Origin of the sequence: Nocardiopsis halotolerans DSM 44410, from assembly GCF_000341065.1 — a bacterium.
Taxonomy (GTDB): domain Bacteria; phylum Actinomycetota; class Actinomycetes; order Streptosporangiales; family Streptosporangiaceae; genus Nocardiopsis; species Nocardiopsis halotolerans.
Genome location: NZ_ANAX01000321.1, coordinates 1 through 20,049 on the forward strand (window position 1 = coordinate 1; position 20,049 = coordinate 20,049).

Annotated in this window: 14 protein-coding genes and 1 pseudogene; 9 read left to right on the forward strand and 6 right to left on the reverse strand. The window is 70.9% G+C overall.

Annotated features, from left to right (window positions below; genetic code table 11):
- On the reverse strand, positions 1–1,178 hold a 1,178-nt coding region (locus D455_RS0123305), incomplete at its 3' end, for an ATP-binding protein (protein ID WP_017573096.1).
- 425 nt (positions 1,179–1,603) lie between these two features.
- On the opposite strand from D455_RS0123305, the gene D455_RS0123310 reads away from it, so the two are divergent.
- Both D455_RS0123310 and D455_RS0123315 read left to right on the forward strand, forming a co-directional pair.
- Entirely contained in the window at positions 1,604–5,971 is a 4,368-nt protein-coding gene (locus D455_RS0123310; protein WP_017573097.1) for a HAMP domain-containing protein, read from the forward strand.
- Between the two features lie 5 nt (positions 5,972–5,976).
- The gene (locus D455_RS0123315) at positions 5,977–6,615 is read left to right on the forward strand and encodes a response regulator (protein ID WP_017573098.1); all 639 of its coding nucleotides are present in this window, start codon (positions 5,977–5,979) and stop codon (positions 6,613–6,615) included.
- Positions 6,616–6,761: 146 nt separating this feature from the next.
- On the opposite strand, the gene D455_RS0123320 is transcribed toward D455_RS0123315, so the two are convergent.
- A complete protein-coding gene (locus D455_RS0123320; RefSeq protein WP_017573099.1) occupies positions 6,762–7,931 on the reverse strand; it encodes a GAF domain-containing protein in 1,170 nt (389 codons plus the stop codon).
- 114 nt (positions 7,932–8,045) lie between these two features.
- On the opposite strand from D455_RS0123320, the gene D455_RS0123325 reads away from it, so the two are divergent.
- A complete protein-coding gene (locus D455_RS0123325; protein ID WP_017573100.1) occupies positions 8,046–8,807 on the forward strand; it encodes an ANTAR domain-containing response regulator in 762 nt (253 codons plus the stop codon).
- A gap of 97 nt (positions 8,808–8,904) precedes the next feature.
- Entirely contained in the window at positions 8,905–9,252 is a 348-nt protein-coding gene (locus D455_RS0123330) for an STAS domain-containing protein (protein ID WP_017573101.1), read from the forward strand.
- Here the strand turns inward: D455_RS0123330 and D455_RS31480 are convergent.
- Both D455_RS31480 and D455_RS0123340 read right to left on the reverse strand, forming a co-directional pair.
- Positions 9,242–10,203: pseudogene (locus D455_RS31480) on the reverse strand (anti-sigma factor RsbA family regulatory protein). The gene D455_RS0123330 and the pseudogene D455_RS31480 sit on opposite strands and share 11 nt — an antisense overlap.
- Before the next feature lie 125 nt (positions 10,204–10,328).
- Positions 10,329–11,606 (reverse strand): glycosyltransferase, encoded by a 1,278-nt coding sequence (locus D455_RS0123340; RefSeq protein ID WP_017573104.1) that lies wholly within the window; start codon positions 11,604–11,606, stop codon positions 10,329–10,331.
- Positions 11,607–12,423: 817 nt separating this feature from the next.
- Here D455_RS0123340 and D455_RS0123345 point away from each other — a divergent pair.
- On the forward strand, positions 12,424–13,185 hold the full coding sequence (locus D455_RS0123345; RefSeq protein ID WP_026122906.1) for a PP2C family protein-serine/threonine phosphatase: 762 nt from the start codon (positions 12,424–12,426) through the stop codon (positions 13,183–13,185).
- A 269-nt stretch (positions 13,186–13,454) separates the two neighbouring features.
- Here the strand turns inward: D455_RS0123345 and D455_RS36065 are convergent, their stop codons facing one another.
- Together D455_RS36065 and D455_RS0123355 are read right to left on the reverse strand one after the other, a co-directional pair.
- Positions 13,455–14,825, reverse strand: a complete 1,371-nt coding sequence (locus D455_RS36065; protein WP_017573106.1) for a copper resistance protein CopC — start codon at positions 14,823–14,825, stop codon at positions 13,455–13,457.
- A gap of 252 nt (positions 14,826–15,077) precedes the next feature.
- Complete coding sequence (locus tag D455_RS0123355) at positions 15,078–15,347, reverse strand: WhiB family transcriptional regulator (RefSeq protein ID WP_017573107.1); 270 nt, start codon at positions 15,345–15,347, stop codon at positions 15,078–15,080.
- Positions 15,348–16,169: 822 nt separating this feature from the next.
- Here D455_RS0123355 and ectA point away from each other — a divergent pair.
- The 4 genes from ectA (at position 16,170) to ehuB (ending at position 20,046) form a co-directional block, all read left to right on the forward strand.
- A complete protein-coding gene (gene ectA / locus D455_RS0123360; protein ID WP_086003368.1) occupies positions 16,170–16,667 on the forward strand; it encodes a diaminobutyrate acetyltransferase in 498 nt (165 codons plus the stop codon).
- Positions 16,668–16,760: 93 nt separating this feature from the next.
- Positions 16,761–18,020 (forward strand): diaminobutyrate--2-oxoglutarate transaminase, encoded by a 1,260-nt coding sequence (gene ectB, locus D455_RS0123365; RefSeq protein ID WP_017573109.1) that lies wholly within the window; start codon positions 16,761–16,763, stop codon positions 18,018–18,020.
- A 125-nt stretch (positions 18,021–18,145) separates the two neighbouring features.
- A complete protein-coding gene (locus D455_RS0123370; RefSeq protein WP_017573110.1) occupies positions 18,146–18,556 on the forward strand; it encodes an ectoine synthase in 411 nt (136 codons plus the stop codon).
- A gap of 635 nt (positions 18,557–19,191) precedes the next feature.
- On the forward strand, positions 19,192–20,046 hold the full coding sequence (gene ehuB, locus D455_RS0123375; protein ID WP_017573111.1) for an ectoine/hydroxyectoine ABC transporter substrate-binding protein EhuB: 855 nt from the start codon (positions 19,192–19,194) through the stop codon (positions 20,044–20,046).
- Positions 20,047–20,049: the final 3 nt, after the last annotated feature.

Sequence of the window (20,049 nt, forward strand, 5' to 3'; positions counted from 1 at the left end):
GGCGGCAGCCCGGTCAGCAGCGCCCGCAGGATGTCGTTGTAGTTCTCGTCCGCGTGCACCACGTGCGTCAGCTGGGACACGCCCATCTCGTTGATGGTCTCGATGGCGCACCACCGCCCCAGCCGGGACGTGATCAGCTGCGCCGCCAGGGCGCCCGTCATCCGCTCGTCCAGCGTGCCCGCGAGCAGGTCGCTGGCCTCGGCCAGGAAGCTCAGCGACGCGCGCCTGCTCAGTTCCACCTCGGCCAGCCGGGCGCGCTCCACCGGCAGCGCGATCAGGTCCGCGCCCTCCTGGAGCCGCTTGGCCGCCGCCGGTCCGAAGTGCCGGGCCCGCCTGGAGGCCACCCCCAGCAGCCCGGTCACCCGTCCGTCCACGATGAGCGGCGCCGTCACCAGCGAACGCATCCCCGCGCGCGACAGCCGTCCCCGGCTGGTGCGGGCGATCATCAGGTCGTCGTTGATCACCGCGCCCGGCTCCGGGGCCGACGACGGGAAGATCTCCTCCGTGCGCACGCGCAGCGGACGCCACGGGGCGCCGCCCGACGTCAGCCCGACGGCCGAGCGCACCTCCCACATGGTCTCGTCGGACGTGGCCAGCGTGATGTAGGCCGCGTCCGCGCCCAGCGCCGTGGTCGAGTACTCCACGGTGCGCTCCAGCAGCTGCGGCAGGCTCAGCCGCGACCCCAGGGCGGCGTCCAGCGCCGACCACGGCGCGGGGCGCACGGGACGGGAGGGAGACCTGCGCACCTGCGGGGACTCCAGGGACGCGGGTTCCCCCGCGGCGTCCTCGATCCGGAACCACACGGCCTTGTCGTTGCGCCCGTAGCTCACACCCCAGCTGGACGCGATCGCCGACGCCAGGGCCAGCCCCAGACCGCCGGTGCGCTCGTTCTCCCTGGACGGGGAGGTGTCCACCGCCAGCGGTCCGGCCTGCGGGACGGCGCGCTCGGGCACGGAGTCGGTCACCATCACCTCGGTCGACTCCTCGGACCTGCGCACGGTCACGTCCAGGGTCGAGCGCGCGTGGATGACGGCGTTGGTGACCAGCTCGCTGACCAGCAGGATCACGTCGTCGAAGGGAACGGTCACACCCCACGACAGGAGGGTGTCGTGGACGAACTCACGGGCCGCCGCCGCGGTCTCCGGGGTGGGAGGGAACTCTCGTCGGGCGACCTTCAACGCGTCGTGTGCTGGCAAGCCGTCGGTGTCCTTCGTCGCTGGGTGCGTGCGCTGGGGCGGTGGTCACTGCCACGATACGCGTGCCATGGCGACCGCCGTCGCGTGAACCGTCATTCGGGTAGCTGTGGGACCACGGGTGGAGGGACCACCGGGCGCCGGGTCCGCCCGCGGGCGGGACGGCGATGGGACAACATCGCGAACCCACCTGTGCGGGTCGGCTGGGCCGGTTAGTGTAAGTCACCGACACATCCGCTTCTTTCGGGTGGTACTTCGCGCGGGTAGCGTGACGGGGTGTCACCAAGGGTACGCGGCGGACACCGCGTGCCCCTGTCCCGTGCGCGCCGCCGCCCGGTCCGCCCCCGGCGGCCGGTCCGCGCGGCCGGGACGGGAAACGGAGGTGGCAAGCAGGCTGAGGAGGGGGTTCGATGCCCGAGGCGGTCAAGGAACTGGTGGCCGACGACCAGCTCGACGAGATTCTGCGTGCCCTGTACCGCATGCGCGACGGCGACTTCAGCGTACGCCTGAGAAAGCGCGGAGGCGGCGTCATGCGGGAGATCGCGTCCGTCTTCAACGAGGTGGTCGACCACAGCGAACAGCTCAGCGACGAACTCCAGCGCGTCGGCGACGTCGTCCGCAACGAGGGCAGGCTCAACGAGCGCATCAACGTCAACCCCAGCCGGGGCGCGTGGGGTGAGAGCGCCCAGGCGCTCAACGTCCTGCTCGACGAGGTCGCCGAACCGGTGACCGACGTCGCCGGGGTCCTGGTCTCGGTCGCGGAGGGGCAGCTCAGCCGCCGTGCCTCCACCGAGGGCCGCCGCGGCGAACTCAAGGGCGACCTCCTGCGCCTGGCCACCACGGTCAACCGCATGGCCGACCAGATGAGCGGCTTCACCGAGGAGGTCACCCGCGTGGCCCGCGAGGTGGGCACCGAGGGCAAGCTCGGCGGCACCGCGCAGGTCGAGGGCGTCTCCGGGGCCTGGCGCGAGGTCACCGAGTCGGTCAACCAGATGTCCTCCCGCCTCACCGACCAGATGCGCGACATCTCCGAGGTGACCACGGCCGTCGCCCGAGGCGACCTGCGCAGCAAGATCACGGTGGACGTGCAGGGCGAGATGCTCGACCTCAAGGACACCGTCAACACGATGGTGGACCAGCTGTCCACCTTCGCCGACGAGGTGACCCGGGTGGCCCGCGAGGTGGGCACCGAGGGCAAGCTCGGCGGCCGTGCCAACGTGCGCGGCGTGCGGGGCATCTGGAAGGACCTCACCGAGAACGTCAACTCCATGGCGGACAACCTCACCAACCAGGTGCGGGACATCTCCCAGGTGACGACCGCGGTGGCCAGGGGCGACCTGACCCAGAAGGTCCAGGTGGACGTGCAGGGCGAGATGCTCGCCCTGAAGAACACCGTGAACACCATGGTCGACCAGTTGGACTCCTTCGCCGACGAGGTCACGCGTGTGGCGCGTGAGGTCGGTACCGAGGGCAAGCTGGGCGGTCGCGCCAACGTCAAGGGCGTGTCGGGCATCTGGAAGGACCTGACCGACAACGTCAACTCCATGGCCAACAGCCTCACCTACCAGGTCCGCAACATCTCGCAGGTGACGACCGCGGTCGCCACCGGTGACCTCAACAAGAAGATCACCGTGGACGCCCAGGGCGAGATGCTCGACCTCAAGGACACCATCAACAAGATGGTCGACCAGTTGGACTCCTTCGCGGGCGAGGTGACCCGGGTGGCCCGCGAGGTGGGCACCGAGGGCAAGCTGGGCGGCCAGGCCCACGTCCGCGACGTGTCGGGGGTCTGGAAGGACCTGACCGACAACGTCAACTCCATGGCCAACAACCTGACCTACCAGGTGCGGCAGATCTCCATGGTCACGCGCGCGGTGGCAGCGGGCGACCTGACCAAGAAGGTCACGGTCAACGCCAAGGGCGAGATCCTGGAGCTCAAGGACACCATCAACGTCATGGTGGACCAGCTGTCCGCGTTCGCCGACGAGGTCACGCGTGTGGCGCGTGAGGTCGGTACCGAGGGCAAGCTGGGCGGCCGGGCCAACGTCAAGGGCGTCTCGGGCATCTGGAACGACCTCACCGAGAACGTCAACTCGATGTCGCACAACCTCACCACCCAGGTGCGCAACATCTCCGAGGTGACGACCGCGGTGGCCGCGGGCGACCTCACCAAGAAGATCGACGTCAACGCCCAGGGCGAGATCCTGGAGGTCAAGACGACGGTCAACACGATGGTCGACCAGCTCTCGGCGTTCGCCACCGAGGTCACGCGCGTGGCCTACGAGGTGGGCAGCCAGGGCCAGCTGGGCGGTCAGGCCAAGGTCGAGGGCGTCTCCGGAACCTGGAAGCAGCTCACCGACAGCGTCAACGGCCTGGCGGGCAACCTGACCACGCAGGTGCGGGCGATCGCCGAGGTCGCCAACGCCGTCGCCAAGGGCGACCTGACCCGCAACATCCAGGTCGACGCCCTCGGCGAGATGGAGCAGCTCAAGGACAACATCAACCTGATGGTGTCCAACCTGCGCGAGACCACCGCCACCCAGCGCGACGCCGACTGGCTCAAGTCCAACGTGGCCCGCATCTCCGGGCACATCCAGGGCCACCGCGACCTCAAGGAGCTGGCCCGCCTCATCATGACCGAGGTGACACCGCTCATCGGCGCCCAGCACGGCGCCTGCTACCTGCCCGAGGACCAGGACGACCAGGAGAACTTCCTGTTCTACGCGGGCTTCGGCTTCGACCCCGACGAGAACCGCCGCCGCGTCCGCAAGGGCGTCGGGCTGGTCGGCGAGGCCCTCGCCCAGCAGGTGGAACAGCAGGTCGGCAACGTCCCGCCGGGCTACGTCCGGATCGAGTCGGGGCTGGGCGAGGCCTCCCCGCGCAACCTGTTCATCCTGCCGATCGTCTCGGAGGGGCGCTCGCTGGGCGCCATCGAGTTCGCCTCCTACGACGACTTCCGCGAGATCCACAAGAACTTCCTGCGCCAGCTGGTGAACCTGCTCGGCACCACGATCAACACCATCCTGGCCAACAACCGCACCGAGGACCTGCTCGAACAGTCCCAGCAGCTCACCAGCCAGCTCAGGGAGCGGTCCAACGAGCTCCAGCGCCAGCAGGAGGAGCTCCGGGGCAAGAACGCCGAGCTCCGCCAGAAGGCCACCCAGCTCGCCAACCAGAACAGGGCGATCGAGCTCCAGAACCAGCAGATCCAGCGTTCCCGGAACGCTCTGGAGGAGCGCGCCCACCAGCTCCAGGTCTCCTCCAAGTACAAGTCGGAGTTCCTGGCGAACATGTCGCACGAGCTGCGCACGCCGCTGAACAGCCTGCTGATCCTGGCCCGCCTGCTCGCCGACAACGCCGAGCAGAACCTGTCCCCGAAGCAGGTCGAGTTCGCCCAGACCATCCACAAGGCGGGCAGCGACCTGCTGCTGCTCATCGACGAGATCCTCGACCTGTCCAAGGTGGAGGCCGGACGCGCCGAGGTGCAGCCCAGCGAGGTCTCCATCGCCCAGCTGGTCGACTACGTCGAGGCCACCTTCCGCCCGGTCACCAGCGACCAGGGGCTGGCCTTCGCCGTGGACGTGTCGCCGGACATCCCCGGCACGCTGTGGACCGACGAGCAGCGCCTCCAGCAGATCCTGCGCAACCTGCTCTCCAACGCGGTGAAGTTCACCCCGCAGGGCGAGGTGCGCCTGATCATCGAGCCCGCGTGGGCGCTGGACGACGCCGACCTGGAGATGTTCGTGGAGAACGAGGAGGTCATCGCGTTCACCGTCGCCGACACCGGCATCGGGATCGCCGAGGACAAGCTCCAGGTCATCTTCGAGGCCTTCCACCAGGGCGACGGCGGTACGTCGCGGCGCTTCGGCGGGACCGGCCTCGGGCTGTCCATCAGCCGCAACTTCGCCCGCCTGCTGGGCGGTGAGATCCGGGTGCAGAGCGGCGCCAACCAGGGCTCCACCTTCACGCTGCTGCTGCCGGTGCGGTTGAACGAGGACGCCGGGGAGCGCCGGAGCGAGGACTCCACGGCCGTGGAGGACGCGGGCGCGGCGCCGATGCTCGACGCCGGCCGCGACGCGGACACCTTCGACTCCTCCTCGCTGGGCGACGACTTCTACCTGCCCGACGAGGACTTCGACGCGGCCGTGGCCGCCCTCACCGACATCGCCAACGAGCCGCTGCCCACGGTCCCGGTGCTCAAGGTGCCCGAGTCCCACGAGAGCGGGGGCGAGGAGCCCGAGGAGGTGGTCGAGGCCGAGGCGCGCACCGACCCCGAGCGCCAGGCGGTCCTGAGCGGCCAGCGGGTCCTCATCGTCGACGACGACGTCCGCAACGTCTTCGCGCTCACCAGCGCTCTGGAGGCACAGGGCCTGGAGGTCCTCTACGCTGACAACGGACACTCCGGAATCGCCATGCTGGAGGCCAACGAGGACATCTCGCTCGTCCTGATGGACGTGATGATGCCCGAGCTGGACGGCAACCAGACCACCCAGCGGATCCGGGAGATGCCGCAGTTCGCCGACCTGCCGATCATCTCGCTCACCGCCAAGGCGATGCAGGGGGACCGCGAGCGCAGCCTCGCGGCGGGCGCCACGGACTACGTGACCAAGCCGGTCGACCTGGACCACCTGCTGGACGTCATGCGGAGGTGGCTCACCGCCGACCGGGAGGAGGCCGTCGGGCACAATGGCGCGACGGACAACACGGACGACACGGGGCATGACACCGACCCGAACGGGGAGGCTGGCACCAGCACCCCGAGTGAAGACCTGGAGTAATCCACGTGACCCAGAAGGCCAACATCCTTCTCGTCGACGACCGCGACGAGAACCTCATCGCGCTGGAGGCCGCGCTCACCTCCCTCGACCAGAACCTGGTCAGGGCCAACTCCGGTGAGGAGGCACTGAAGCACCTTCTGGGCACCGACTTCGCGGTCATCCTGCTCGACGTGATCATGCCGGGGATGGACGGGTTCGAGACCGCCGCGCACATCAAGCAGCGCGAGAAGACCAAGGACGTGCCGATCATCTTCCTGACCGCCCAGGAGATCGACCGGCACCAGGTCTTCCGCGGCTACGCCTCGCGCGCGGTGGACTTCCTGCTCAAGCCCTTCGACCCCTGGGTGCTGCGTTCCAAGGTCGAGGTGTTCGTGGAGCTGCACCAGCTCAAGGCGCAGATGCGCGAGCAGGCCCGCACCCTCCAGCGCGACCTCGGACAGGAGACCGGGGAGCCCGGCAAGGCCCTGGCCGAGCAGCTGGCGCAGCGCTCCCGGCAGGTCCAGACCGACCTGGCCCAGCTGCGCGAGCACATCGTGACCAACTACCAGGACGTGGACCAACCGCTCGTGGACAGCGTGCGCAAGCTGGACAGTTCGGCGTCCCGGCTGTCCACCCTGGTGGACACCCTCCACGGCCCCGAGTAGTCCGTCCGGGCGCCGGCGGGGTTCTGGAGGATTCGTAGGGGGGACTGCGAGGAACGAGCCGTCACACCGGAGGATCCGAAGGTTCCCGCCTTTTGGGACGCCCGAACGCGGGCCGAAGCGAATCGGAGGCCCAAAGCAGGCACGGCTCAGGCCGACGGCCGGGGCGGCAGGGCGAGGCCGATGTGCTCGCCGATCTCCTCGATCAGACCCAGGTCGGCGAGGCGGAAGCTGCCCCGGTTGCTGCGGCGGATCAGGGTGAGCGCCCCGCGCACGCCCCGGCTGCCGCGCAGGGGGACCGACAGCAGGGAGCCCGCTCCCAGCATCGCGAGCAGCGGCGCCCCCGACGGGGCGTGGCCCAGCACGGCCTCGTCCTCGATCAGCGGGAACAGCAGGGACTGACCCCGGCCCAGCACCTCACCGGGGATGTCGGAGTCCCCGGGCGCCGCCGACGCCACCGCCTCCTCCTGCCCGGCGGGCGCGTCGGCCGGGCCCGTCACCACCGCGCGGCGTGCCGCGTCGGGGCCGGTGGGCAGGTCGCACACGTCCACGATCACCCAGTCGGCGTAGGAATCGGCCAGCAGGTCGGCCGCGTCCGCCAGCGCGAGCGGCCTTCCCGCGCCGCCCGGACCGGCCGACCGCAGCAGCAGCCGCGTCATCCGCGTCAGCACGTCCAGCCTGCGCGCGGCCAGCACCACCACCTGGTCCTCCACCTCCGGCTCCAGCGGGGCGGGGCCCTCCTCCTCGACGCCGTTCATCGGCGGCGACATCGCCACCAGCACCAGAGGGTTGGGCTCGGTCGGCAGCTCCAGGCGCGTCAGGGTCAGGTGCACGTCCTCGGCCCAGCCGCGCTGCGCCAGCCGCGACTCCAGCACGGCGTCACCGTCACCGCGCAGCACCGCCGCCAGCCACGACTGCATGGCCGCCCGCTTGCGCAGGTCGACGAAGTGCGCGAAGGGCTTGCCGGTGAGGTAGCCCGGTGCGCTGCCCAGCTGGGCAGCGCCGGTGTTGTTGATCCGCCGGATGTAGCCCTCGTGGTCCAACAGCACGACGGGAACACTCAGCTCCTGGAACATCGCGCGCAGCAGCGTCCGGTCGCCGTCGTCGCCCTGGCGGCGCGGCTCGGGCTGGGCGTGCGCACGGGCCAGCTCCGCCCCGGCGTCGCCCAGCAGGCGTTCGGCGTACTCCAGCTCCGCCAGGGCCGCCTCGGCGGTGTCCTGGGCGTCGGCGGGATACATGGTGTGCGTGTTGCGCAGGGCGGCGATGCGTTCACCCAGCGCGCTGATCTCACGCTGCAACCCGGCGAGGTTCTCCGACACGCTCTCAGGTCTCCCGTCGTGGATGGCGTCTTCCCGAAGCTAGCGGATGTCCCTTCCCGCGATCTCCCAAGGTTACGGTTAGTTGGGAGTCCCAACGCGGAAGGAGGCCGGACTGTGTGGATCGAACGCCTGGCCCGCGACATCGGCGCGCTGGGGCAGGCGGACAGTACCACTCTGGAGCGGGCCCTCGACCAGATGAGCAGGGCCGCGGCCCTCGGCGTGCCCGGCTGTTCCGCGGCGCTCGTCGTGGTCTGGCGCGAGGTCCAGGGGACCGACGGGTCCGCACGGCACGTCGTCACCGACTACGGGGCCTCCCACGCCGACCTGTCCGCCGCATTCGAGCACCAGTACACCACCGACCAGGGCCCGACCGTGGAGGCGGTCCGCGAGATGAGTCAGGTGCGGGTGGGCGACGTCCTGCGCGAGCCCCTCCGGTGGCCCCGCTACACCAGCATGGCGGTCCAGTGCGGCGACCGCTCCTCCATCACCCTGCCGAGCCTGCTGCCCAGCGAGGGCGACGACCGGGTGATCACCTTCGGGGTGCACTCGGGGCGCGCGGACGCCTTCGACGAGGACGTCGTCGCCCCCCTGACCGCCCTGCTCGCCGAGCACGCCGCCATGTCGCTGTACAGTGCCGGGCGCCAGGCCGACGTGGCCAGGGAGACCGCCCACATGCGCCGGGCCATGTCCGCGCGTACGGTGATCGACCAGGCCAAGGGCATCATCATGCACGCACGCGGCTGTGACGCCGACACCGCCTTCACCGCGCTGCGCGAGGTCGCCCAGCGCAACCGCAAGAGGGTGGTGGACGTGGCCCGCGACCTCGTGGAGGAGAACACCGGGCCGCAGCCCCGCGCCGGCCAGGACCGAAGATGAACGGCGGGGCAACACCCGGCGATGAGTCCCGAGCGTGACCGTGAGGCGACATGATGAGGGCGTGGGGCCGTCCCGGAACGACAAAGGAGAAGTGGCCGTGACGTCAGACATCTCGATCCGTCGCGAGGATGGCGTCGTCGTCGTCACCCCCGTGGGGGAGATGGACGCGGTGACCTCTCCCGCGCTGGCCGACGTCCTCGACGGGCTCCTGGCCGCCGATCCGCCCCGGGGCGTGGTGGTCGACCTCGCCAAGGTGGGCTTTTGCGACTCGCGCTGCATCGGGGTGCTCGTCTCCGCCTACCGGCAGGCCCGCGACCTGGGTGTGGGCCTGGTGGTCGCCGAACCCCAGCAGCAGGTCAACCGCCTGTTCGTGATAGCGGGGATCGACCAGGTCATCCCCATCATGGCGAGCACGGGCACCGCGGCCGACTCCCTCAGGGGCTGAGCGGAGCCCGCGTCCCCACCTCCCGGAGGGCCCCGGCCTCGTCGGCCCCGTCCACGAAGTGCAGCCGCACCAGCGACCCCTCGCCGCTGCCGCTGATCTCCAGGAAGTCGCAGCTCTGCCGGGTGATCCACAACCCGTATCCGCGTGGGCGCATGGTGTCGGCCGGGCGGTACCCGGCCAGCGGGTCGAAGAGCCCGCCGCGCTCGTCGAACACGTCGCACACCCACCGCCCGGGGGAGCGCCAGACCTGCACGGTGCCCTTGCCCGCTCCGTGTTCCAACACGTTCGCGGCCAGCTCGTTCACCGCGACCACCAGGCTGTCGATCCGCTCCGGCGGGAATCCCATGTCCTCGCCGAGCGCCGTCAGGTCGCCGCGCAGCCGCGGCAGGGACAGCCCGATCTCCAGCCGGTGCACGGGTCCGACGNCAGCGGCTCCGGCGCGACCGGACGGTCACCGAACGCGGCGGTCCCCAGGTAGGCGGCGTTCGGGCGGGGACCGCCGTGACCCGCGAGCACCGGGTGGGTGGCCAGTACGGCGGACCGCGTCCGCGGGGTCAGGCCCCGGTCGTCGTGGGCGCACAGCAGCCGCATCCGCTGCGGGGCCAGCGCCGCGCACAGGACCGACTCCATCCGGTGCCACTCGCGCAGCTCCATCGCGGAGGCGTGCGACGGGGGCTCGGCCACCACGACCACGGGGGCGGAGGTGAGCGCCAGGCGGTGCAGGGCGGCCAGGGTGCGCCCCGGGGCGTCGTAGAGCCGGTCCCGGTCGGTGACGTGCACCCGCTCGCGTTCCCACGGTGACAGGGTGCCGAGGAGCGCCTCGCCGCGCTCCCGGGTCACGGCGAGCACCGTGTGGGCGTTTTCGCGTACGGCTGACCGCAACCGCTCCCGGGCCACCTCGCGGAACTGCCGCTCGCGGCGGAAGAGCAGTCCCTGGTGTTCGAAGGTCATCGCTTCGTGGCGTTCGCGCTCGGGGTCGGCCGTCCGGCGTCCGAGCGCCACTGTCTGTGTACCCGGTCCGGACCCCCGGAGGAAACCCCGGGGAGCCGGCGGTACGGGGTCGGGGCGGGCACGGCTCAGTGCGCGGTCCCGGACAGTAGCAGACCGTCCGTCTCGTCCTCGTCGGTGCCTTCCTGCTCCGCCTGCTGCGGACGGGACCGCTTGTAGGCGAGCTCCGTCTCGACGGCGATCCGCTGCCACGTGAACCGGGAGCGGGCCCGGTCGACCGCGGCGATGCCGTACGCGGTGCTCATGGTGGGCGTGTTGAGGACCGCGCGCACGGAGCGCGCGACCTCGTCGGGACGGCCGAAACGCATCAACACGCCGCTGGTGCGGTGCAGGACCGCCCCCGGGGTCGCGCCGGTGGCGGTGGCCACCACGGGCAGACCGCACGCCATGGCCTCCAGCACGGCCCCTCCGTAGGGGTCGTAGGAGGCGGCGGACACGTACACGTCCGCGGAGCGCAGCAGACGGGGCAGCTCCTTGCGCTCGACGGGGCCGGTCAGGTGGACGCGGTCGTTCACCCCGGCCTCCTTGGCCAGGAGTTCGATCCGCTGGGCGTTCTCGTCCAGGGCCACGTCCATGTCCTCGGCGGTGGAGACGAGCAGCAGCTCGGCCTCGGGCAGACGGGTCAACGCCTCCACCAGCCGGTCGGCGCCGCCCGCCTCGGTCAGGGAGGTGACCGACACCAGGCGGGCGCGCTCCTCGCGCCGGGAGTGCCAGTGTTCGGCGGAGGCGCTGCCCTCCACGCTGAAGTGGTCGGTGTCCACGCCGAAGGGCACGACGCTCACGTGGTGGCGGGGAACGCCCAGACGGGCCAGCTCGCCCTGCTGGTCGGTGGAGTTGACCAGGACGTGGTCGGCGCGCGAGGCGAGGATCGTCTCCATGCGGGCGCGCTTGGGGTGGTCGACGAGGCCGGAGCGCTGTTCGCTGGCGTTGAGGGAGTGGAAGGTCTGGACGAGGGGCGTGTCGCTCTGGTCCCGCTCGCTGTGCGCCTGGGCGTGCAGGGCGGCCAGGCCGCTGGTCCAGCCGATGGCGTGCAGGACGTCGGGGGAGTCCTCGTCCAGGACGGAGGCGAGGGCGGTACCGAAGGCGCCGGTGTGCTCGGCGTGCTCCTCCGCGGACAGGGGGCGGGCCGGACCGGCGTCCAGGTAGGCGACGGAGACGCCGCGCGCCATGCGGGTGCGGCCGTCCGGCTGGTCGGGGTCACTGCGGCGGGCGTAGACCGTCACGCGGTGCCCCCGCTTGGCGAGCTGCCGGGACAGGGCGCACACGTGCAGGCTCGCGGGGCAGGCTGGCTCTCCCCGGTGGGCGGGAAGGGGGTTGGCGTGTTCGGCGACCATGGCGATCTTCACTGGGCTGAACTCCTTGGACACGGGTTCGTCTGGTGTCCTTCGTAGGTGCGCCCGAGGTGACTCCGGAGCGGGGAATCGGAATCCCCCCGGGCGGGACTGGGGCCGACGCGCCGGTCCTCGGGACCGGTGCTCGACGCGCGGGGGTCGTGGGAGGGGGCGCGGTCAGGGGGAGGCGGCGTACGCCGCGTGACGCGCGGGAGGAGGCCGCTCGGCAGCACCGGGAGCCGTGCGCGCGTGGCGCGTACGGCGGTCGCGAAGCGGAGAGAAGGAGAAGGGCAGACGCACGGAGATCACACCAAACGACCGGTCGGGGAGGACTGTGGCCACCGTGCGTAACCGCTCAGCGGCGCACGGGGCGGGTCGTGTGTGTCTGCGTCTTAGACACCCAACGGGATCCATTCTGCCAGACGGCCCACGTCCCGACAACGTGATCCTGGTCCGACACGGCTGCGCAAGGGGATTTCGGGGCTGTCCGTAATCCGGGGTGCTCCCCTTCTCGTCCGCGTTCTCGTCCGCGGTTTCGCCATACCCCTGGGTGGGCCCTGTCGGGTCCGCGTCGCCGCCGCTACTGTCAGACCGGAACACCGGAGTGCGTGCCATCCGCCCGGGACTCGTTCGACACGGCGCTTTCGTCGGCGGGAAGCGGGGCGGGAACTGCATATCCGGGTGTTTTCCGCCATGATGTACGCGGATTTTGACCCACTCCGGCGGTGGCTCGGTACGGTGACAGAATCCAGACGTTGAACGGGACTCGACCAAGGTCCGGCGCGGGGCGCCGGACAACCGGCCATGGCCGACGAAACGGGAGGAAGGGCGTATGGGTGTCGCTGGTGGGGAAGTCATTGTCACGGCCCTGACACACCGGGGCGCTATCCGCCCCGCCAACGAGGACGCCGTCGTCATGGGTGCCCTGACCGTCGCCAGTGCGAACATGACCTCGCCGGTCCGCTGTGTGCTCCCGGTGAGCGAGCCCGTCATCCTGGCGGTCGCCGACGGGATCGGCGGCCAGGCCGCGGGGGGGATCGCCTCCGAACACGCCGTGCACCGCATGGCCGAGATGGGACCGCGCCTGAGCGGTCCCGAGGAGATCGCCCAGCTGCTGAGCAACATCGACGAGGAGATCAAGGACCACGCCACCCAGCACACCGAGTTCTCCGGCATGGGGACCACGGTCGCGGGGGTCCTGCTCAACAACGACGGCAACTTCTGGTTCAACGTGGGCGACTCCCGGACCTACCGTCTGGAGGGACGCCGCCTGCGGCAGCTCTCCGAGGACGACTCACCGGCCCTCCCGCCGTCCGAGGACGGGCGCCCGGTCACCACGAACTTCATCACCCAGTCCCTGGGCGGCAGCTCGGGCGGCACGATGGTTCCGCACGTGGGCCGGGACGACGCGTCCGACCCCAGCGCCTGGCTCATGTGCAGCGACGGCCTGTCCGACCTGGTCCTGCCCGAGGAGATGGAGCGGATGATCGCCGAGGCGGGCAGCGACGAGGCGGCCGTGCACGCCCTGTGGCAGGCCGCCATGGAGGCGGGCGGCAAGGACAACATCAGCATCCTGCTGGCCCGCCGCGTCTGAGCCCTCTCCCCGCCGCGTTCCGCGCGTTCCCCCCGGCCCCACCGCCTCCGGCGACCGCCACCCGCCCCGGTCGCGGCGTCCTCGTCCCCCCGTCCCCAGCCACCCCGACCCGCCCCCCGGCCCCGCGATTCCCCTCCGGAGGGGGATCCGAACCCAGGACATGGGAGGGGCCCGTACACCGCGTCCCCGGTTCGGTCCCGGGAGAGGGCGTACGGGCCCCTCACGCGCGTTCCGAGGAACACGCGCACGGCCGTCTCCGGCCGCGGCGCCTACTTCCGTCCGGCGTCCGCGCCCGGGCGCCCACGCATACGCACGGCCACGAGCACGACCGCGGCGACACCCGCGACCGCGACGACGGCCAGAACCGCCAGCGCCACCGGCGACACGCCGTCCCCGTCCTCCTCCGCGGAGGTCTCGTCGGCGGCGGCCGTCTCCTCGGCCGGTTCCTCCGCGGTCTCCGCCGCGGGCTCCTCGGCCGCCTCCTCGGTGGCGCTCTCCTCAGGCGACGGGGCCGCCGCCGCGACGGCCTCCTCGGTCACCGTGAACGTCAGGTCGTCCTGGATCGGGTGGCCGTCGGAGGAGACCACGCGGAACGCGATGGTGTACTCGCCCGCCTGGTCCAGCGGGGCAAGGCCCACCGACACGTCCGCGCCGTCGAAGGCGAGTTCGCCCTCCTCGTAGGTGGTCTCCCCGTCCGGCCCCGTGACGACGACCGCGCTGCCGCTGCCGCCCTCCATCGGGGCGTTGTTGAAGCTGAGCACGACCTCCTCGGGCACGGTGTCCAGGGTGGCCCCGTCCTCGGGGGTGGACCCGGTCAGGACGTCGTGCGCCAGGGCGGGCGAGGGGGCGAGGGCCAGGGCGGCCGCGGCGATGGGGGCCAGCAGGGCGGCGGCCACACGCGGAAGCCGGCGCGGGCGGGCTCCGGCGTCGTGGTCGGGGGTGCTACGGGTGATGGTGGTCATCTCTTCTCTCGGTGTTCGGTGTGGTCCGAAAGCACGGACGGGAGTCGTCACCGCGCACGGTGACGCCGCCGTGCACGCCCTCCGGACCGGGAAACGGGTACGGGCCGTGCGCGTCCTCCACCCGGGAGGGGCGCGCGGGCCGTGCGCCGAGAGCGTGACGGGGGAGGGCGGGGCCGGAGCGGCGCGACCCGACACCCGCGCGGGGGAGTCGAACGCGAGGTCGGGCACGCGCAGCAGCGGCAGCGCCCGGAAGAGCAGGGCGGTCAGGAACCACAGGGCCGCCTCGCCGTGGGCGAGCAGCGCGGACGCCAGCAGGGCCGCCCACAGGTGGGCGAACAGCATGCCCGGCGCGAAACCGAGGGTGTGCGTGAGCAGGCCGTGGCCGCTGTGGTCGGCACCGGCGCCGACGATCCCCGGGACCGGAGTGGTCGATCCCTGGAGGATCAGGTGCAGCAGGACCTGGACGGAGGCCATGAGGGCGAAGATGTCGCCGAAGCCGCGCATCACGCGGGTGAAGGACCACAGGAGGGGGAACAGGACCGCGCTCGCCGCCGCGAACCCCCAGAAGGAGGCGGGCGCGACGGCCCACAGGTTGTGTCCGCTCCAGGCAAGCCCCGTACACGCAGCGGCGAGGAACGCCGTGCGCAGGAGGCGGAGTGTGCCGTGAGCGGGTCGCACGAGAAAGAACCTAGGCCGTGCCCCGGAGGCCCGCAAGATCCCCGGAGACGGCGGTGGCCGCGCGGGGCACGGGATCACCGAGCCCGTGCGCGGGCCGGCCGGCGAGCCGGTCGGATCGGACGGAGACGCGCTCCGGTCGCGGGGTGGTCACGCGGAGAGCGCTCGCCCGCGGGGAACGGGGTGTGGGAACGGTGGGGGCGGGGGGACCGCCGGGAGCGGTCGAGGCCTCCCGGCGGTCCCGGACGCCCCTCTTCAGGAACGACCGGCCGGAACGAGTTCGCGGCGCATGTAGCGGCGCTGCTCGGGGGTGGTGCCACCCCAGACTCCGTGAGCCTCTCCGGCCCGAAGCGCCCACCGCAGGCACTCTTGGCGAACAGTACAGCTGCGGCAGACGGCGAGGGCCTGCTCGGTGTCGACGCGCCCGATCCCGGTGCTGCTCACCGGAAAGAAGATCTCAGGGTCGTACGAGCGGCAGTTGCCCTGCAGGACCCAGTCCTCGCTCTCGTGGTACAGGCGGTTCACGGGCGCCTCCGATCCGTGGCTGGTGATCCGTGGCCCGCACCGTGCTCTCCACGAAGGGACCAGGGGACTTCTCCGCACCGTCGTCCACGGGTGTTCGACCCGGGGCGACGCGGTGCGGCGATGCGACCAATTGTAGTACGACTTGCCGTAGTACTACACGGAGTCTGCGAGAAAACCCGGGAAAACTCAAGGACGTCCCGACCGGCGGGCCCGGCGCGTTCCTCCGCGGCCTCCGCGGCGGGAGGACCCCGGCCCGTGCCGGAGGGGTGTGTGGCGTCTCGCGGCGGCCTGCGGAAACCCCCGGAATCCCCCGCGTGTCGGCGTTGCGCGCGTGCCTCCCGGCCCTCCGGTCGTACCGTGTGGCGTGAGTCGAGGCTCCCGGGTGGCGTTATGTCGCGAGGTTTCCACCGAATTGATGTGACTTAACGCACGCTTAATATTGCTCGGTAAGGATCTATGTTTGACCCTGAGGGCTGTCTGCTCCCGTGAGCGGGCCGCCGTGACTCCGACGGCGCTCCGCGCGTTCCCCCCGCGGCGGCAGCGCCGAACCCCCTGCTGGACGGGGCGTGAGGGCGTGCGTCGGCCGCTCCCGGCCGTCCCTCGAACGCCCTGGTCAGGGCATCGGGGCACTGCTAAATGAACGGGCCATACCCGTGAGTGCTCTGTTCAAACATCTGCGCGCGGACTCCGCGAAACCTCATTGACGTTCGTTCGCTAAGTTCGATCGACGTGCCACATATACGAACGAACCTCCAAGCACGCGACCGGACTGACGCCGGGGCCACGGACTCCGGGGCCCCAGGGGACGCGGGCCGCGGAGGCGTGCACCTGTCGCACCCGTCCCCGGAGGACGGCCCGCACATGTGGCGGCTGGCGGGGGAGACCGGCATGGACGTCAACTCCCCGTACGCCTACGCTCTCTGGTGCCGGGACTTCGCCACGACCAGCGTCGTCGCCCGCGACGACGAGGGCCGTGTCGCGGCCTACGTCACCGGCTTCGTGCGGCCCGACAGCCCGGACACGTACTTCCTCTGGCAGGTCGCCGTCGACTCCGCGTACCGCGGACAGCGGCTGGCCCGCCGGATGCTCGACTTCATCGGCGACCGGATCACCGAGCGCGGCCTGACCCACCTCGAAGCGACCGTCACCGCCGACAACGCCGCCTCTCGTGCCCTGTTCGCCTCGTTCGCCCGGGACAGGGGGGCCGAGGCCGTGTGGAGTCCACTCTTCGCCGAGGAGCACTTCCCGGCGGGGGACACCCCGCACGACCCCGAGGACCTCGTGCGCATCGGTCCCCTTGGACCCGGATCTGGAGAGTGACCGACCACCCGTACCGGACCTGTCCACCCACCCTTCCAAGCCATGAGCCCACGAACCTGGGACACCTGGGATAAAGGAACCGAGGAACACACGATGGAGACCTTCCAGCGCCTGGAGTCCGAAGTCCGCGGATACTGCCGGAACTGGCCGGTCATGTTCGACCGTGCCGTCGGCAGGCCCNACGAGAACGGCAAGCCCTACCTGGACTTCTTCGCGGGAGCCGGGTCGCTCAACTACGGGCACAACAACCCGGAGCTGAAGACCCCGCTCATCGAGTACCTGACCGACGACAGGATCGTCCACAGCCTCGACGCCTACAGCGTGGCCAAACGCGACTTCCTGAAAACCTTCGAGGAGATCATCCTCAAACCCCGGGGCCTCGACTACAAGGTCCAGTTCCCCGGACCCGCGGGCAACAACGCGGTCGAGGCCGCGCTCAAGCTGGCCCGCAAGATCACCGGTCGCGAGACCATCGTCAACTTCACCAACGGCTTCCACGGCATGACCCTGGGCGCCCTGGCCGTCACCGGCAACTCGATGAAGCGCGGCGGCGCGGGCGTGCCGCTGGGCCACGTCGCCACGATGCCGTTCGACAACTACCTGGACGGCCAGACGCCGGACTTCCTGTGGCTGCGCAGCCTGCTGGACGACAGCGGCAGCGGCCTGGACAAGCCCGCCGCCGTCATCGTCGAGACGGTCCAGGGCGAGGGCGGCATCAACGCCGCCAGCGCCCAGTGGCTGCGCGAGCTCTCGGAGCTGTGCCGTGAGTACGACATCCTCATGATCGTCGACGACATCCAGATGGGCTGCGGCCGTACCGGCGACTTCTTCAGCTTCGAGGAGGCCGGGATCACCCCGGACATCGTCACGCTGTCCAAGTCCATCAGCGGCTACGGTCTGCCCATGGCCCTCACCCTGTTCAAGCGCGAGCTGGACGTGTGGGGCCCGGGTGAGCACAACGGCACCTTCCGCGGGTTCAACCCGGCGATGGTCACCGGTGCCGAGGCGATGCGCCGCTACTGGAGCGACTCCTCGTTCGCCGAGGCCACCAAGGCCAAGGGCGAGATGGTCGCCGCCCGCCTGGCCGAGATGGCCTCCGAGCACGCCGACTTCGGCGCGCACGTGCGCGGTCGTGGCCTGGCCCGGGGCCTGGCCTTCGAGGACACCGCCATCGCCAAGAAGGTCGCCGCCGAGTCCTTCGACCGCGGCCTGCTCCTGGAGACCTCCGGTCCCGAGGACGAGGTGGCCAAACTCCTGCCGCCGCTCACCGCGACCGAGGAGGAACTGACCTCCGGTCTTGACATCATGGCTGACGCGGCCCGTGCCGCGGTCAAGGGGGCACAGCCCGCCTGACGACGCGGTTGCGGGGCCGGGTGGCGACCCTCGGGACGCCGTCCGGCCCCGCCCCGTGTCACACCACCACAGAGAAGCGCCCAGAGCGCGTTACACGAGCGCCCAGAGCGCGTTAGGAGAAACCAGTGATCGTTCGCAGCCTGGACGATGTCAACGACACCGACGCTGACATCAAGACGCCTACCTGGCGCAGCCGCAGGGTCGTCCTCGCGAAGGAGAAGGTGGGTTTCTCCTTCCACGAGACCGTGCTCTACGCGGGTACGGAGACCAGCATGTGGTACGCCAACCACATCGAACTCGTGCACTGCATCGAGGGTGAGGCCGAGGTCACCAACGACGAGACCGGGGAGAAGCACATCATCACCCCGGGCACCCTCTACCTGCTCAACGGCCACGAGAAGCACACCGTCCGCCCGAAGACGGACTTCCGTGTGCTGTGCGTGTTCAACCCGCCCGTCACCGGGCGTGAGGTGCACGACGAGAACGGCGTCTACCCGCTCGTCGTCGAGTCCGACGACGACAACCCCTCGGCCTAGAGCCGGTCGGACGCGGGCGGGAGCCGATGGCTTCCTCCTCCGAGGGCGTACGAGTCCGGGGTGACGCGCCGCGGAGCCCGGACGAGGAGCACGCCGTAGGCGTCCGTCGAGGGTGGTGACCCGCCCCGGCGCGCGGCGCCTCAGGCGGGTGGGACCGGACACGTGGGCGGGGCCGGAAGGCCCCGCCCACGGTCGTTGGTCGGGGGCACCCGGAGAACACGGGGTGTCCACGCGGCGCCGCGCGGGTGGCGCCCCAGGGTGACGGGGGCTCGGACCCAGTGTCACAACTCACAGGTAACCCGCCCTGAACTGGCCAAAGAACGGATTACCCGCGAACTGCACATGCATAACCAGTGCATAACGGACCAATCGGGTCTTGTTACTGCTGGGTGCGCTCCGGGGAGGGAGACATCCGTCAGTGCCGCCGTGCCCTGCCCCCGGGCGGCGGACGCAGCCGCGGCCCTGTCCCGCGGATCGCCCACACCAGGCGTCCCACCATGTGAACCGTGGCGCTACCGCCCTGCCGGGAGGGAGCGCCGCTTCCGCGAGTCTTTCGAGGAGCAGTCGTGAAGAAGCAGGTACCAGCCGTACGCCGAGGAGCCTGGGGCCGCCGAGACGCACTCCGCCTGGGGGGCGTGGGCCTGGCCACCCTCGGTCTCGCGGCCTGTAGCCGCGTCGACGGAGGCGACGGCGGCGAGGGAGGGGGGAGCGGATCGACCCTGGACCGGCTGCGCGAGCAGGGCTTCGTGAAGGTCGGCCTCGCCAACGAGATCCCCTTCGGCTTCGTCGACGACTCCGGCAACCCCGCCGGGCAGTCCCCCGCCGTGGCCAAGGCGGTCTTCGAGGAACTGGGCGTCCCGGAGATCCAGGCCGAGTCCGTGAGCTGGGACGGTCTGATCCCCGGCCTGAAGTCGAACCAGTTCGACGTCATCGCCGCCGGTATGTTCATCACCCCGGAGCGCTGCCAGCAGGTCGCCTTCAGCGAGCCCACCGCGACCTCCCCCGAGGCCTTCATGGTGGCGGAGGGCAACCCGCACGGCATCCAGCACTTCGAGGACTTCGTCGACAACCCCGACCTCAGGCTCGCCGTCCTCAACGGCTCGGTCGAGCAGACCTACGCCAACCACTTCGGGGTGCCCGAGGACCAGCAGGAGCTCATCACCAACCAGACCGCCGGATACGAGCTGCTGGAGGCGGGGCGCGCCGACGCGATGTCCATGCTGAGCGTGTCCCACGAGTACCTCCTCCAGGAGCGCGGCGGTCCCTTCGAGGTGACCGAGCCCTTCTTCCCCGTGATCGACGGCCAGGAGGAGAAGGGATGGGGCGGCCTGTGCTTCCGCCAGGACGAGAACGCCCTGCTGGAGGAGGTCAACCGGGTGATCGCCGAGTTCAAGGAGAACGGACGCCTCCTCGAACTGGGCCAGGATTGGGGCTTCACCGAGGCCGACCTGCCCGACGACACGACCACCGCCGAACTCTGCGAGGGATGAACC